The sequence below is a fragment of the Rahnella sp. 1L-D-7-B-C2 genome (genome assembly GCF_057290995.1).
The window spans coordinates 269062-284156 of record NZ_JBXAVQ010000006.1; the positions used below are offsets into that span (position 1 = coordinate 269062).

Annotated in this window: 14 protein-coding genes and 4 tRNA genes; 16 read left to right on the forward strand and 2 right to left on the reverse strand. The window is 50.8% G+C overall.

Translation table 11 applies throughout. The features are described 5' to 3' along the window. The first annotated feature begins 110 nt into the window (after positions 1-110). The 13 genes from pncC (at position 111) to luxS (ending at position 10374) form a co-directional block, all read left to right on the forward strand. Entirely contained in the window at positions 111-605 is a 495-nt protein-coding gene (gene pncC, locus AC0Z7K_RS12985) for a nicotinamide-nucleotide amidase (RefSeq protein WP_485614729.1), read from the forward strand. Positions 606-712: 107 nt separating this feature from the next. Next, positions 713-1777 (forward strand): recombinase RecA, encoded by a 1065-nt coding sequence (gene recA, locus AC0Z7K_RS12990; protein WP_112164709.1) that lies wholly within the window; start codon positions 713-715, stop codon positions 1775-1777. Between the two features lie 240 nt (positions 1778-2017). After that, complete coding sequence (recX, locus tag AC0Z7K_RS12995; protein ID WP_485614789.1) at positions 2018-2584, forward strand: recombination regulator RecX; 567 nt, start codon at positions 2018-2020, stop codon at positions 2582-2584. A gap of 138 nt (positions 2585-2722) precedes the next feature. Then, the gene (alaS, locus tag AC0Z7K_RS13000) at positions 2723-5350 is read left to right on the forward strand and encodes an alanine--tRNA ligase (protein WP_413530422.1); all 2628 of its coding nucleotides are present in this window, start codon (positions 2723-2725) and stop codon (positions 5348-5350) included. A gap of 255 nt (positions 5351-5605) precedes the next feature. Beyond that, complete coding sequence (gene csrA / locus AC0Z7K_RS13005; protein WP_013574027.1) at positions 5606-5791, forward strand: carbon storage regulator CsrA; 186 nt, start codon at positions 5606-5608, stop codon at positions 5789-5791. Positions 5792-6116: 325 nt separating this feature from the next. Further along, positions 6117-6209 (forward strand) — tRNA-Ser (locus AC0Z7K_RS13010). 8 nt (positions 6210-6217) lie between these two features. Continuing rightward, positions 6218-6294: transfer RNA gene (locus tag AC0Z7K_RS13015), tRNA-Arg, on the forward strand. A gap of 110 nt (positions 6295-6404) precedes the next feature. Further along, positions 6405-6481 (forward strand) — tRNA-Arg (locus AC0Z7K_RS13020). A 178-nt stretch (positions 6482-6659) separates the two neighbouring features. Further along, positions 6660-6736, forward strand: a tRNA-Arg gene (locus tag AC0Z7K_RS13025). A 316-nt stretch (positions 6737-7052) separates the two neighbouring features. Next, positions 7053-7619, forward strand: a complete 567-nt coding sequence (gene yqaB, locus AC0Z7K_RS13030) for a fructose-1-phosphate/6-phosphogluconate phosphatase (protein WP_413530423.1) — start codon at positions 7053-7055, stop codon at positions 7617-7619. Next, a complete protein-coding gene (locus AC0Z7K_RS13035) occupies positions 7616-8044 on the forward strand; it encodes a YqaA family protein (RefSeq protein WP_413530424.1) in 429 nt (142 codons plus the stop codon). The genes yqaB and AC0Z7K_RS13035 overlap by 4 nt, the downstream gene beginning before the upstream one ends. An 85-nt stretch (positions 8045-8129) precedes the next feature. After that, complete coding sequence (gshA, locus tag AC0Z7K_RS13040; RefSeq protein WP_485614731.1) at positions 8130-9701, forward strand: glutamate--cysteine ligase; 1572 nt, start codon at positions 8130-8132, stop codon at positions 9699-9701. A 157-nt stretch (positions 9702-9858) separates the two neighbouring features. Then, on the forward strand, positions 9859-10374 hold the full coding sequence (gene luxS, locus AC0Z7K_RS13045; protein ID WP_413530426.1) for an S-ribosylhomocysteine lyase: 516 nt from the start codon (positions 9859-9861) through the stop codon (positions 10372-10374). A gap of 65 nt (positions 10375-10439) precedes the next feature. Here luxS and AC0Z7K_RS13050 read toward each other — a convergent pair whose 3' ends face one another. Together AC0Z7K_RS13050 and AC0Z7K_RS13055 are read right to left on the reverse strand one after the other, a co-directional pair. Beyond that, positions 10440-11729, reverse strand: a complete 1290-nt coding sequence (locus AC0Z7K_RS13050; RefSeq protein ID WP_413530427.1) for an HlyC/CorC family transporter — start codon at positions 11727-11729, stop codon at positions 10440-10442. A gap of 13 nt (positions 11730-11742) precedes the next feature. Further along, positions 11743-12537, reverse strand: a complete 795-nt coding sequence (locus tag AC0Z7K_RS13055) for a cytochrome C assembly family protein (RefSeq protein WP_112169368.1) — start codon at positions 12535-12537, stop codon at positions 11743-11745. Between the two features lie 164 nt (positions 12538-12701). Between AC0Z7K_RS13055 and ffh the strand changes: the two genes are divergently transcribed. The 3 genes from ffh to rimM all read left to right on the forward strand — a co-directional run bounded on the left by ffh (position 12702) and on the right by rimM (position 15068). Continuing rightward, entirely contained in the window at positions 12702-14063 is a 1362-nt protein-coding gene (ffh, locus tag AC0Z7K_RS13060) for a signal recognition particle protein (RefSeq protein ID WP_413530428.1), read from the forward strand. A 189-nt stretch (positions 14064-14252) separates the two neighbouring features. After that, positions 14253-14501: a 30S ribosomal protein S16 gene (gene rpsP, locus AC0Z7K_RS13065; RefSeq protein ID WP_104924471.1), complete on the forward strand. Its 249-nt coding sequence runs from the start codon at positions 14253-14255 to the stop codon at positions 14499-14501. 18 nt (positions 14502-14519) lie between these two features. Continuing rightward, on the forward strand, positions 14520-15068 hold the full coding sequence (rimM, locus tag AC0Z7K_RS13070; RefSeq protein WP_112169372.1) for a ribosome maturation factor RimM: 549 nt from the start codon (positions 14520-14522) through the stop codon (positions 15066-15068). Positions 15069-15095: the final 27 nt, after the last annotated feature.

The window sequence follows — 15095 nt, forward strand, 5'->3', positions numbered from 1 at the left end:
CTTTTTATCTTAATTCTGAAGGCATCGCGCAAATAACTGCGTTGGGACTCACAGATTGAAAGAGAAATGCTAACATCGGGAGAGTTTCAACTGAACCGTCAGGAGGGAAGATGACCGAACAACGTTTACATGAACTGAGTGTGGAAATCGGTTCAGAGCTAAAGGCGCAAGGGCTGTGGATCACCTGTGCGGAATCCTGTACCGGGGGATTAATTGCCAAAGCCATCACGGATATTGCCGGAAGTTCAGCGTGGTTTGACCGCGGATTTGTGACGTACAGTAATGCCGCCAAACATGAGCTGCTCGGGGTTTCCGAGGCGACGCTTGAGCAGTACGGCGCGGTGAGCGAACAGGTGGTTCGCGAAATGGCGCAGGGCGTTCTGCACGCGGCTGGAGCGGACATCGGCTTGTCGGTCAGCGGCATTGCCGGGCCTGACGGCGGTTCGACAGAAAAACCGGTCGGCACCGTATGGTTTGGTTTCGCCGGAGGAGACGGGCGTATCGTAACTGCGAAACAACAGTTTTCCGGCGATCGCGAAGCGGTGCGTTTGCAAGCTGCTGTTTTTGCGCTACAAACCGCATTGTTTGAGTTTCTGCAAAATTAGGCTTGATACTGTATGAGCATACAGTATAATTACTGCCAATTACCTGTACATAAATTATATTCAGTGATGCAGGCGGGATGTTCCCCTGTATCAGACGAGGAGTAAAAATGGCTATTGATGAGAACAAGCAAAAAGCGTTAGCTGCAGCACTGGGCCAGATTGAAAAGCAATTCGGTAAAGGCTCCATCATGCGTCTGGGTGAAGATCGCTCTATGGACGTGGAAACGATCTCTACCGGCTCTTTGTCTCTGGATATCGCGTTAGGCGCCGGTGGTTTACCGATGGGCCGTATCGTTGAGATTTATGGCCCGGAATCTTCCGGTAAAACGACGCTGACCCTTCAGGTTATTGCTGCCGCACAGCGCGAAGGCAAAACCTGTGCGTTCATCGATGCAGAACATGCGCTTGATCCTATCTACGCGAAGAAATTGGGCGTCGATATCGACAACCTGCTGTGTTCTCAGCCAGATACCGGTGAACAGGCTCTGGAAATCTGTGATGCGCTGACCCGTTCAGGCGCAGTCGACGTTATCATCGTCGACTCCGTTGCTGCACTGACGCCAAAAGCAGAAATCGAAGGCGAAATCGGTGACTCTCATATGGGCCTTGCGGCACGTATGATGAGCCAGGCCATGCGTAAGCTTGCCGGTAACCTGAAAAACGCCAACACCTTGCTGATCTTCATCAACCAGATCCGTATGAAAATTGGTGTGATGTTCGGTAACCCGGAAACCACCACTGGTGGTAACGCGCTGAAATTCTATGCCTCTGTGCGTCTGGATATTCGCCGCATCGGCGCTATCAAAGAAGGCGACGTGGTGATCGGTAGTGAAACGCGCGTGAAAGTTGTGAAGAACAAAATCGCTGCGCCTTTCAAACAGGCTGAATTCCAGATCTTATACGGTGAAGGCATCAACATTAACGGTGAACTGATCGATTTGGGCGTTAAGCACAAACTGGTCGAGAAAGCCGGCGCATGGTACAGCTACAACGGTGAGAAGATTGGTCAGGGTAAATCTAACTCCTGCAATTATCTGAAAGAAAACCCGAAAATCGCTGCTGAGCTGGATAAGAAACTGCGTGATATGTTGTTGAGTGGTACTGGTGAACTGGCCGCTGCCACCACCGCAGAACTTGCAGACGACGATATGGAAACCAGCGAAGAGTTTTAATTTCGCCGGTATCTGATAGCAGGGCTCTTGCTCTTCACTTTCAAAAAAAAATGTTGTCGAAAAAATGCCAGCCTGGTTTCCAGGCTGGCATTTTTCGCATCAGGGGAGTCACTCATGTCCGATGAAAAAGCACCCAATGGAAATACCATTGATCTGCAAAAGCTGCTCGAACAGGTAGAACAGGAAAGCGCCGCATCCTCGCTATTTTCCCCTCAGGAGAAAGATGCGGACGCGGCGAAGATCAATTCGCTGATGAACCGTGCGATGCGTCTGCTTTCACAGCGCGACCACGGCGAGATGGAGCTGCGTAAGAAGTTGCGTACACCACCGGTGCCTTTCGTTAAACCGGCGAACAAGAAAAGTAGCTGGTCATCTCGCAAGCGACCGGCGCAGAATGAGTTCGCGGAGGAAGATATTGTCAGAGCTAAGCCCGAACCGCGTCCGGTGCCGGAAGAGATCCCTGAAGAACATGTGCAGGCAGTGATCGACTATTGCTATCAGCATCACTGGCTGGATGACGCCAAATTTGCTGACCGCTATATTTCCGGGCGCAGTAACAAAGGCTATGGCGCTCAGCGTATCCGTTCGGAATTGATGCAAAAAGGTGTCGATAAAGAAATCATTACGACGGCACTGGAAAATACCGAGGTCGACTGGTGTATTCTGGCGCGCGAACTGGCAGTCAGAAAATTTGGTGAGGATTTGCCTACTGACTGGAAAGAAAAATCAAAAGTTCTGCGTTATTTGCTCTATCGCGGCTTCTTTCAGGAAGAAATACAGTCTATTTATCGCGATTTTGACGATTGACCGCATACGGTATTTTACTTCCCCGCGCAGAAATTTTATCTTATCCGCACTTTTTCGTTCGTGAGCTGTACAGATCGCTGCTCTATGCAGCGTTATCCGGCTCAAGAGCCGTTCTTCCAGCATGATTCCGGGATATTTATGAGCAAGAGCACCGCTGAGATCCGTCAAGCGTTTCTCGATTTCTTCCAGAGCAAGGGACACAACGTTGTTTCAAGCAGTTCGCTTGTTCCGACAAACGATCCGACACTGTTGTTTACCAATGCCGGGATGAACCAATTCAAAGACGTTTTCCTCGGTCTGGATAAACGCGATTACAGCCGTGCCACTACGTCTCAGCGTTGCGTACGCGCGGGCGGTAAGCACAACGATCTCGAAAACGTCGGTTATACCGCACGTCACCACACCTTTTTCGAGATGCTGGGCAACTTCAGCTTCGGCGATTACTTCAAGCATGATGCAATCAACTACGCCTGGGAATTACTGACCGGCGAAAACTGGTTCAATCTGCCGAAAGAAAAGCTGTGGGTCACTGTCTATGAGACGGATGACGAAGCATTTGAAATCTGGGAAAAAGAAGTCGGTGTTCCAAAAGAACGCATTATTCGCATCGGCGATAATAAAGGCGGTGCGTTCGCTTCTGATAACTTCTGGCAGATGGGTGACACCGGTCCTTGCGGCCCTTGCACCGAAATCTTCTTTGATCATGGCGACCACATCTGGGGCGGCCCTCCGGGTTCTGCTGAAGAAGATGGCGACCGCTACATCGAAATCTGGAATATCGTGTTCATGCAGTTTAACCGTCAGTCTGACGGCACCATGCTGCCACTACCGAAACCGTCCGTAGATACCGGAATGGGGCTTGAGCGTATCACCGCTGTTATGCAACATGTGAACTCAAACTACGACATCGACCTGTTCCAGAAACTGATCGCCGCTGTGGCTGAAGTCACTGGCGCGACCGATTTGACCAGCAAATCTCTGCGCGTTATTGCCGACCATATCCGTTCTTGCGCATTCCTGATCGCTGACGGCGTGATCCCTTCAAATGAAAACCGTGGCTATGTGCTGCGTCGTATCATTCGCCGCGCGATCCGTCACGGCAACATGCTGGGCGCGAAAGACACCTTCTTCTATAAACTGGTTGCTCCGTTGATTGAGGTGATGGGCCCGGCGGCAGAAGAACTGAAACAGCAGCAGGCGATGGTTGAGCAACTGCTGAAAACCGAAGAAGAGCAGTTTGCCCGTACTCTGGAGCGTGGTCTGGCCTTGCTTGACGACGAGTTGTCCTCACTGACCGGCGACACCCTGGATGGCGAAATTGCTTTCCGTCTGTATGACACCTTCGGTTTCCCGCTGGATTTAACCGCTGACGTGTGCCGTGAGCGCAATCTGAAAGTGGACGAAGTCGGTTTCGAAAAGGCGATGGAAGTTCAGCGTCGTCGTGCTCGTGAGTCCAGCGGCTTCAGCGCAGACTACAACAGCATGGTTCGTGTGGACGGCGTCACTCAGTTCTCTGGCTACGAACATATGCAGCGCCATTCCAAAGTGGTCGCGTTGTTCATCGACGGTCAGTCAGTCAATGAAATTCAGGCAGGCGATAACGCTATTGTGGTGCTGGATGATACGCCATTCTATGGCGAATCCGGTGGACAGGTGGGTGATAAAGGCATCCTGAAAACTGCATCTGGCGTCTTCAATGTCTCCGATACCCAGAAGTACGGTAAAGCTATCGGACATCAGGGCTCGCTGAACGTGGGTAAACTGAGCGTCGGTGATAGCGTTGAAGCACAAGTGGATGCAGCACGCCGGGACCGTATTCGTCTCAACCACTCTGCGACTCACTTACTCCACGCGGCATTACGTCAGGTGCTGGGCAAGCACGTCGCGCAGAAAGGTTCTTTAGTTAACGACAATTATCTGCGTTTCGACTTCTCACATTTTGAAGCGATGAAACCCGAAGAGATTCGTCAGGTCGAAGATCTGGTCAACGCACAAATTCGTCGTAACCTGCCTATTCAGACCACCATCATGGATCTGGATGAAGCGAAGGAAAAAGGTGCGATGGCGCTATTCGGTGAAAAATACGAAGACAGCGTCCGTGTGCTGAGCATGGGTGATTTCTCTACCGAACTGTGTGGCGGTACGCACGCCAGCCGTACCGGCGATATCGGCCTGTTCCGTATTCAAAGCGAATCCGGCACCGCTGCGGGTATCCGTCGTATCGAAGGGATTACCGGTGAAAACGCCATCAATGCACTGCATCAGCAAAGCGATTTGCTGCAAGATGTCGCGCATCTGGTGAAAGGTGATGTGAACAGTATCACCGATAAAATCCGCTCCCTGATAGAACGTTCACGCGTGCTGGAAAAAGAACTTCAGCAAGTGAAAGGCCAGCAAGCTGCGCAGGAAAGTGCGTCCTTGTCGGGTCAGACCAAAGAAGTGAAAGGCGTTAAGTTGTTAGTTCGTCAGCTGGATAACGTAGAGCCTAAAATTCTGCGTACGATGGTTGATGATCTAAAAAACCAGTTAGGGTCAGTGATCATTGTACTGGCGACCATCGCTGACGATAAAGTCAGCCTGATTGCCGGTGTGACCAAAGATCTGACTGATCGTGTCAAAGCAGGGGATCTGATTGCTTCTGTTGCCCAGCAGGTGGGCGGCAAAGGCGGTGGTCGTCCTGACATGGCACAGGCAGGGGGAAGCGATGTTCAGGCTTTACCGGCGGCTCTGGCTACCGTAGAGGCCTGGGTTGAATCCAAGCTGTAAGAAGAAATAAATCGCAAACCTGGAAAGCGCCATAATGTATTGTGCAATATGGCGTTTTCAGTCTTAATGGTGGGGTAGGCTTCGCGACAGGGTCGCGACAACGATGATTTCAGCTAAACTAAAAGTACTCATGGCTGAAGTTGCAGGCCGCTTACATTTAATGTAGGGGTCATGGCTTACGTTTTACCCGCTTATGATCGATAATGGCCGGGAAACTGAGAGACCCGACTCTTTTAATTATTCAAGGAGCAAAGAATGCTGATTCTAACTCGCCGAGTTGGTGAAACCCTCATGATTGGCGATGAGGTTACTGTTACCGTTTTAGGTGTAAAAGGTAATCAGGTACGTATTGGTGTGAACGCGCCAAAAGAGGTTTCCGTCCACCGTGAAGAGATCTATCAGCGTATCCAAGCTGAAAAATCTCAACAGACGAGTTACTGATTTACGAGGCGTCTCGCTGAAGGCGAGGCGCTAAACCTCTTTTCTACGTATTACCGATTTCCCTCCCAGTATTTCTCTGTGTTTTTTCTGCTTTCTTTTCTTTTGAGCCCGGCGCGGTCATCCCCCTTGCACAAAAAATAACGTGAGTTTTCTGCGTTTTTCCCGCTTTATTGCCTTCAAACTGTGCAGGTTGCGCGTGAAATGTCCAATCGAGTGATTGTTAGGAAAAAAGGGTTTGACTTATAAGGGCCAGAAAGTAATATGTGCGCCACGCAGTGCCGATGAGCTTGAACAAAGTTAATCAGCACACTCGCAAGAGGCGTATGGTGAGGTGGCCGAGAGGCTGAAGGCGCTCCCCTGCTAAGGGAGTATGCGGTCAAAAGCTGCATCCGGGGTTCGAATCCCCGCCTCACCGCCATTTAAAATGCACCCATAGCTCAGCTGGATAGAGTACTCGGCTACGAACCGAGCGGTCGGAAGTTCGAATCTTCCTGGGTGCACCATACTTTCCAAAGCGTATGTTGATTTGCAATCAAATGAGCGTAATGGGCAGAGGCTAACGCCGATGTAGTAGGGAAAAATGGTCAGGTAAATCTGCAGTAAGAATCAAAATGCACCCATAGCTCAGCTGGATAGAGTACTCGGCTACGAACCGAGCGGTCGGAAGTTCGAATCTTCCTGGGTGCACCATATTTTGTGTGTTGAAGCGATGATAGGATTTTATATTGCACTCAGCATGCAGATAGCACGAAGGAAGATAACGTTGCTTTAGCAACGGCCCGTAGGGTGAGGCATTGCCGAGTAATCTTTCTGGGTGCACCGTTCTTCCTCTTAGTATTTTCCGAAATAAAATCAGCACGACCCCAATGCACCCATAGCTCAGCTGGATAGAGTACTCGGCTACGAACCGAGCGGTCGGAAGTTCGAATCTTCCTGGGTGCACCATATTTTGTGTGTGTTGAAGCGATGATAGGATTTTATATTGCACTCAGCATGCAGATAGCACGAAGGAAGATAACGTTGCTTTAGCAACGGCGCCGCAGGGCGAGGCATTAGCCGAGTAATCTTCCCGAGTGAACCCTATTAGAGAAACCCGCTTCGGCGGGTTTTTTGCTTTCTGCATTTCATCTTCGCGCTTCTCTCCTCATTTCTCTGATTTTCCGACGTGTTCGGATGTGCTCTGCGAACGGACAAAATGCGACTTTCACCAGACTTTGCGATAAAGTAGTTTTCCAGTTTTTTCGTGAGCATGGAGCATTCGATGTACGATCAATACGAAGGGCTAATATTTGATATGGATGGCACCATATTGGATACCGAGCCAACTCATCGTAAGGCATGGCATCAGGTATTAACCAAATACAGCATGCAGTTTGATGTCGAATCCATGGTTGCCCTGAACGGTTCTCCGACCTGGCGCATCGCCAAGTTTGTGATCGACAGTAATCATGTCGAGATGGATCCGCATCTTCTGGCCGCTGAGAAAACCGCCGCGGTGCAGGAAATGTTGCTGGACACGGTACGTCCGTTGCCATTGATTGATGTCGTCAAGGCATATCACGGTCGCCGTCCGATGGCCGTAGGCACGGGCAGTGAACACTGGATGGCGGATGCTCTGTTGCGTCACTTAGGCTTACGTGATTGCTTTGATGCGATCGTAGGCGCTAATGATGTGCAGAACCATAAACCCGCACCAGATACCTTTTTGCGTTGCGCTGAGCTCATCGGCGTGCCTCCTGAAAAATGCGTCGTCTTTGAAGATGCAGATTTTGGTATTGAGGCGGCAAAACGCGCCAACATGGCTTTTGTGGACGTGCGTACGCTGTGAGTAGCGCCGTGGCGCTGGCTTCCTTATTTGGCAGCAGCTTTTTAAGTGCCACGTTGTTACCCGGCAACTCAGAAGTCTTATTAGTCGCTTTATTGTCAGCTGGCAGTGCAATGCCAGCGGCACTGGTTTTGTCCGCTTCTGTTGGCAATACCTTAGGTGGCATAACTAACGTCATCATCGGACGCTTTCTGCCGCAGCTAAAGCCTCAGCGTGGGTTACACGTTGCAGAAGGCTGGCTGAAGCGCTTCGGACCGGCCGCTTTATTGCTGAGCTGGCTACCGGTGATTGGCGATGTGTTATGCGTTTTAGCAGGTTGGCTGCGAATGCCGTGGGGTCCGGTGGTCTTTTTCATGTTTATTGGAAAAGCGGTGCGTTACGTTCTTATTACTGTGGTAACGCTACAGGGGCTTTCATGGTTCGGTTAGATTGGCATCAGTCATCAATTATGGTCACATCTATGCAGACTCACTATGCTTGCAAATCAATGATTTCACAGAGCGGGAGGTCAATTTGATCCCGGATGTATCACAGGCGCTTTCCTGGCTGGAAGCGCATCCTCAGGCACTTAAAGGTATTCGTCGCGGTATTGAGCGTGAAACGCTGCGTGTTAATCCCGATGGTTCATTAGCGACAACCGGACATCCGGAATCCTTAGGTGCGGCGTTGACGCATCGCTGGATCACCACCGATTTTGCTGAAGCCTTATTAGAATTTATTACGCCCGTCGATGACAATATCGAGCATCTGATGGCGTTTTTGCGTGACATTCATCGTCACGTCGCGCGGGAGCTCGGTGATGAGCGCATGTGGCCATTCAGCATGCCGTGCTTTATCGAATCCGGACAGGACATCGAACTCGCGCAGTACGGTTCGTCTAACGTCGGGCGCATGAAAACGCTGTATCGCGAAGGCCTGAAGAACCGTTACGGCGCGCTGATGCAGGTCATTTCCGGCATCCATTATAACTTCTCACTGCCATTGTCATTCTGGCAAGAGCGTCTGGGCGTGAAGGATGCGAAAAGCGGCAAAGAAGCGATTTCTGCGGGTTACTTTAAGCTGATCCGCAACTATTACCGCTTCGGCTGGGTGATCCCGTACCTGTTTGGCGCGTCGCCTGCGATCTGTTCATCTTTCCTCAAAGGTCGTAAGACAGACCTGCCTTTCGAATATACCGAAGGCGGGATGTGTTATCTCCCATATGCGACGTCACTGCGTCTGAGTGATTTGGGCTACACCAATAAATCGCAGAGCAATCTGGATATCACCTTTAACGATCTTGAAACTTACGTGAAAGGCGTTAAAAGGGCGATCCGCACGCCATCGGCAGAATATGCCCAAATGGGAGTGAAGAAAGACGGAAAATATCTGCAACTGAACACCAATGTGTTACAGATTGAGAACGAGCTTTATGCGCCAATCCGTCCTAAGCGCGTGACTAAATCAGGTGAAACACCTTCTGAGGCGTTGCTGCGTGGTGGGATCGAATACATTGAGGTGCGATCGCTGGACGTCAATCCATTCTCCCCTGTAGGGATTGATGCGACGCAGGCGCGTTTCCTCGATCTGTTTTTGGTATGGTGTGCCTTAGCTGACGCGCCTGAGATGAACAGCGATGAGCTGCGTTGTACACGCCAGAACTGGAACCGCGTGATCCTCGAAGGGCGTAAGCCGGGTCAGACGATCGGCATCGGTTGTTATGACGAACGCAAACCGCTGGATCAGGTTGGCAAAGATTTGTTCGCTGATTTGAACCGCGTGGCACAGGTGATGGACAGTCAGAATGGCGATCATCTGTATCAGGACGTTTGTAAGGAACTGGTTGCGGCGTTTGATGATCCGGAGCTGACTTACTCCGCGCGTATTCTGAAAGCACTGAAACAGCAGGGCGTGGGTAATTTAGGACTGGAACTGGCCGAGAAATATCGTCAGATGCTGGTCAGCGAACCGCTGGAAGTATTGGATGAAAGCGCATTGCTGGCAGAGCAGGATGGTTCATGGCAGCGTCAGCGCGACATGGAAGCCAGTGACACGCTAAGCTTAGAAGACTATCTGGCTGCTCACGCAGGTGGTACCGAAGAGTAAAAAAGAAAAAGGCCACAATTAATGTGGCCAAATAAACATCTCTGTTTACAGGGATGATGATAACAAATGCGCGTCTTTCACTAATTAAGACCCGCATGCTGGGAAAAGGTTTCCTGAGTTCGTAAAAAAATTTAATTTATTTAGGAGAGGTGACGATATGCCACTGTTGGATAGCTTTACCGTAGACCATACCCGTATGGCAGCACCTGCTGTTCGCGTCGCAAAAACCATGAAAACCCCGCACGGGGACACCATCACTGTGTTCGATCTGCGCTTCTGCCGCCCGAATATTGAAGTGATGCCTGAGCGTGGTATTCATACGCTGGAGCACCTGTTCGCAGGCTTTATGCGTAATCACCTGAACGGAAACGGCGTTGAGATCATCGATATTTCTCCGATGGGTTGCCGTACCGGGTTCTATATGAGCCTGATCGGTGTGCCGGAAGAGCAGTTGGTCGCTGATTCCTGGAAAGCGGCGATGGCAGATGTTCTGAAGGTGAAAGAACAACGTCAGATCCCTGAGCTGAATGAGTATCAGTGCGGTACCTTCGAGATGCACTCTCTGAAAGAAGCGCAGGAAATCGCGCAGCACATTCTCGATCACGACGTTGTCGTGAACCGTAACGACGATCTGGCTCTGCCAAAAGAAAAACTGTCTGAATTGCACATCTAGTTCATTGGGCAGAAGCAAAAAAAGACGCGAATTTCGCGTCTTTTTTATGTCTGCAACTCTTGCTGCTAGCGCTGATTTACGGTGCTTTGTAAGGGTTGGAGAGGGCGTACCTGAACCTGTTTGATCATGTTCTCCTGCACATCCAGAATTTCGACTTCATAATTCTTAATCCGCAAGTTTGTGCCGATGACTGGGATCTCTTCCAGCACTTCCAGTAGCATGCCATTCATGGTTCGTGGCCCGTCAGCAGGCAGATTCCAGTTAAAGGCTTTGTTCAGTTCACGGACGTTCGCACTGCCTTCAATCACAACGGAACCATCGCTTTGAGGCGTCACCTCTTCGGCCAGTGTCGGTGACATCGACGTGGTAAAATCACCGACGATTTCCTCGAGGATATCCTCTACTGTCACCAACCCCTGTATATCGCCGTACTCATCGACCACAATTCCGGCTTTTTTCTTATTGCGCTGGAACTTGACCAACTGAATATTCAGCGGTGTGCCTTCCGGGATGTAGTAAATCTCATCGGCGGCGCGCAGCAGGTTTTCTTTGGTGAACTCTTTCTTCTCGGTCATCAGACGATACGCTTCGCGCAGGCGCAGCATGCCGATGGCGTCATCGAGTGAGTCACGGTAAAGCACAATACGACCATGCGGTGAATGTGTCAGCTGGCGGATGATGGATTTCCAGTCATCGTTGATATCGATACCGACGATTTCATTGCGCGGCACCATGATGTCATCGACCGTCACCTTCTCAAGGTCGAGCACGGAAAGCAGCATGTCCTGATTTCGACGGGAGATTTGCGAGCGCGATTCATTCACGATAGTCCGCAGCTCTTCTTTGCTCATCGCATCGCTGAGGCTGGTGGTGGTTTTGATACCGCACATGGTCATCAGCAGACGCGAGAGACTGTTAAGGATCCACACTAAAGGCATCATGATGGTTTGCAGCGGGCGCAACAAAATACTGCTCGGGAAAGCGATGCGTTCCGGGTTCAGTGCCGCGAAGGTTTTCGGCAACACTTCGGCAAACAGCAGTACCACGAAAGTCAGCACGCCGGTGGCAATCGCAACGCCAGCATCGCCGTAGAGGCGGATACCCACAATTGTTGCCAGAGCGGAAGCAAGGATGTTGACCAGATTGTTGCCGATGAGCACCAGACTAATCAATTGATCCGGGCGTTTTAACAGCTTTTCGACGCGACGTGCACCGCGGTTACCCTGCTTGGCCAGGTGACGTAACCGGTAACGGTTGAGTGTCATCATACCGGTTTCGGAGGCTGAAAAATAAGCCGAAACCACCACCATGATGATCAATATGATGATCAGGGTTGTTGTCGAGACGTGCTCCAACGGGAATTCCTTATTATTGATGAACCATGATTTGCTGGATCAGGCGACTGCCAAAATAGGCGAGAGTCAGAAGAATGGCGCCAGCCATGCTGAACCATACCACGCGGCGGCCACGCCAGCCTTCGTGATAATGTCCCCACAGCAGGACGATATAAACGAACCATGCCAGTATCGATAAGACGGCCTTGTCGATATTCTCCGGGCTGAACAGATTGTTCAGATACAGCAAACCGGTGCACAGCGTCAGTGTCAGTAAAATGACACCGATCTGGGTGATGTGAAAAAGTTTACGTTCGATGCTCATCAGTGGTGGCATATCGGCAGTAAAGGTGAGACGTTTGTTCTTGAGCTGGTAATCGAGCCACGCCAGCTGCAGTGCGTAGAGTGCGGCAATCATTAGTGTCGCATATGAGAACAACGCCAGGCCGATGTGGACCAGCAGCCCTTTGCTTTCCTCCAGATGCGTAATGAACTCGCCCGGCAGAAATGTCACAAAGGCCAGGTTGATCAGAGAAAAACTGTAGACGATCGGCAGAACGAACCAGCCACGATTGCGCGAGGCGACGATCGTCATCACCGTGCCAATGATTAAACTCACCACCGAGCCTATATTGACCAGACTCAGGTTCTGGCCGGTGCTGACGTCAAAGATGCGCTGCTGCAACGCAACGGCGTGACACACCAGCGCCACCACCACGGAAATCAGTGCCAGACGCCGATATGCGCTGTTCTTCCGAATGATGCTCGGAATGATCAGTGCAAGGCTGAACAGATAGGCCAACATGGCGACGAGAGCAAAAACTGACATAGCGTTTCAGTAGCATCGAAAAGTGAATGAGAATCGCAGTATAACGTTACCCGCGTCACGCTCCAACCTATCTGAGACGCCAAAGCAGAGATCGTCAACGCTTCGTGTTATAATCCCGCAATTACGTCGCAAAAGCGGCCTGTCATTACGTTGAGCAAGAGACGATGTTTGAGAATTTAAGCGATCGATTGTCGCGCACACTGCGCAATATCAGCGGCCGCGGGCGGCTGACCGAAGAAAATATCAAAGAGACGTTGCGTGAAGTCCGCATGGCGTTACTGGAAGCGGACGTTGCGCTGCCGGTCGTTCGTGACTTCATCAACCGGGTGAAAGAGAGCGCCGTTGGCGTTGAGGTCAATAAGAGCCTTACACCGGGTCAGGAATTCGTCAAAATTGTCCAGAAAGAACTGGAAAACGCGATGGGCGAGGCGAACACCGAGCTCAATTTAGCGGCACAGCCACCGGCCGTCGTGCTGATGGCGGGTTTACAAGGTGCGGGTAAAACCACCAGCGTCGGTAAACTGGCGAAATTCCTGAAAGAAAAGAAAAAGAAAAAAGTGCTGGTGGTGTCTGCCGACGTTTATCGCCCTGCGGCGATCAAACAGCTGGAAACGCTGGCACAGCAAGTTGAAGTGGATTTTTTCCCGTCGGATGCACAGGAAAAGCCGGTTGATATCGTTCGCCGCGCCCTTCAGCAAGCCAAACTGAAATTTTATGACGTTCTGATCGTCGATACCGCCGGCCGTTTACACGTCGATGAAGCGATGATGGACGAGATCAAACAGGTTCACGCCGCGATTAATCCGGTTGAAACGCTGTTTGTTGTCGATGCCATGACCGGCCAGGATGCTGCAAACACGGCGAAAGCGTTTAACGAAGCGCTGCCGCTGACGGGTGTGATCCTGACGAAAGTTGATGGTGACGCGCGTGGTGGTGCTGCACTCTCAATTCGCCATATCACGGGCAAACCGATTAAATTCCTCGGGATGGGTGAAAAAAACGATGCGCTGGAGCCTTTCCATCCGGATCGTATCGCTTCACGTATTTTGGGCATGGGTGACGTTCTCTCACTTATCGAAGATATTGAGAGTAAAGTCGACCGCGCGCAGGCTGAGAAACTGGCCAGCAAGCTCAAAAAAGGCGACGGTTTCGACCTGACCGACTTCCTCGATCAGCTTAAGCAAATGCGCAACATGGGCGGTATGGCGAACATGATGAGTAAATTGCCGGGCGTCGGGCAATTGCCGGACAACGTGAAATCTCAGATGGACGATAAAGTGCTGGTGCGTATGGAAGCGATCATCAATTCGATGACGATGAAAGAGCGTGCTAAGCCAGAAATAATTAAAGGTTCCCGTAAGCGACGTATTGCGATGGGTTCCGGCATGCAGGTGCAGGACGTTAACCGCTTACTCAAGCAGTTTGACGACATGCAGCGCATGATGAAGAAAATGAAGAATGGCGGTATGGCGAAAATGATGCGTGGCATGAAAGGTATGATGCCACCGGGTTTCCCAGGCCGCTAATCGACAAGACTGGCTATTTATCAGCCACATAAACGGCCCCAAACGTACTCAGGCAAATAGCGACGGAGGCAATCTACGCTTTCGATTGCTTTTTGCGCCAAAATGAGTAAAATTTTGGGGCTTTTTATATTGCAACCAGACCCCGTTCCCCGATGGGGTCTGGTTGTTTTATTAACTAAAGAGGATGTTATGGTAACAATTCGTTTAGCACGTGGCGGCGCAAAAAAGCGTCCGTTTTATCAAGTAGTAGTGACCGACAGCCGCAACGCTCGTGACGGTCGTTTCATCGAACGCGTAGGTTTCTTCAACCCATTGGCTTCTGGCCAGGCTGAAGCACTGCGTCTGGACCTGGATCGTATTACCCATTGGGTAGATCTGGGTGCAACCGTTTCTGATCGCGTTTCTTCGCTGATCAAAGACGCTAAGAAAGCAGCTTAATCTGTCGCGGTGGTGGCAATGAGCAAGCAATCCAATCCAGTGGTACCCGCTGAGCCGTTAGTACTCGGCAAAATGGGTTCAACATACGGCATTCGTGGTTGGCTCAGAGTGTTTTCATCCACCGAAGACGCTGAAAGCATCTTCGAATACCAGCCCTGGTTTATCCAGCGTGCCGGTAAGTGGCAGGTTATCGAGCTGGAAGGCTGGAAACGCCACACTCAGGACCTGATTATCAAAGTCAAAGGCGTTGATGATCGGGATGCAGCGAATCTGCTGACCAATTGCGAAATTGTCGTCGATTCAAAGCAGCTACCCACACTGGAAGACGGTGACTATTACTGGAAAGACCTTTTTGGTTGCCAGGTAGTGACAACTTCCGGTTACGAACTGGGCAAAATCATCGATATGATGGAAACCGGTTCTAACGACGTGATGGTAGTCAAAGCCAACCTGAAAGATGCCTTCGGACTCAAGGAGCGGTTGATTCCGTTCCTCGATGGGCAGGTTATCAAGAAAGTCGATCTCGCTACTCGCACCGTCGAAGTAGATTGGGATCCTGGTTTTTGACCTCCGTAACGTTTACTGATGTAAACA

Coding starts and splice junctions, on each gene's coding strand:
- yqaB (WP_413530423.1), top strand. CDS start 7,053: ATGTACGATCAATACGAAGGGCTAATATTTGATATGGATGGCACCATA.
- AC0Z7K_RS13055 (WP_112169368.1), bottom strand. CDS start 12,537: ATGTCAGTTTTTGCTCTCGTCGCCATGTTGGCCTATCTGTTCAGCCTT.
- ffh (WP_413530428.1), top strand. CDS start 12,702: ATGTTTGAGAATTTAAGCGATCGATTGTCGCGCACACTGCGCAATATC.
- csrA (WP_013574027.1), top strand. CDS start 5,606: ATGCTGATTCTAACTCGCCGAGTTGGTGAAACCCTCATGATTGGCGAT.
- rimM (WP_112169372.1), top strand. CDS start 14,520: ATGAGCAAGCAATCCAATCCAGTGGTACCCGCTGAGCCGTTAGTACTC.
- recA (WP_112164709.1), top strand. CDS start 713: ATGGCTATTGATGAGAACAAGCAAAAAGCGTTAGCTGCAGCACTGGGC.
- alaS (WP_413530422.1), top strand. CDS start 2,723: ATGAGCAAGAGCACCGCTGAGATCCGTCAAGCGTTTCTCGATTTCTTC.
- luxS (WP_413530426.1), top strand. CDS start 9,859: ATGCCACTGTTGGATAGCTTTACCGTAGACCATACCCGTATGGCAGCA.
- pncC (WP_485614729.1), top strand. CDS start 111: ATGACCGAACAACGTTTACATGAACTGAGTGTGGAAATCGGTTCAGAG.
- rpsP (WP_104924471.1), top strand. CDS start 14,253: ATGGTAACAATTCGTTTAGCACGTGGCGGCGCAAAAAAGCGTCCGTTT.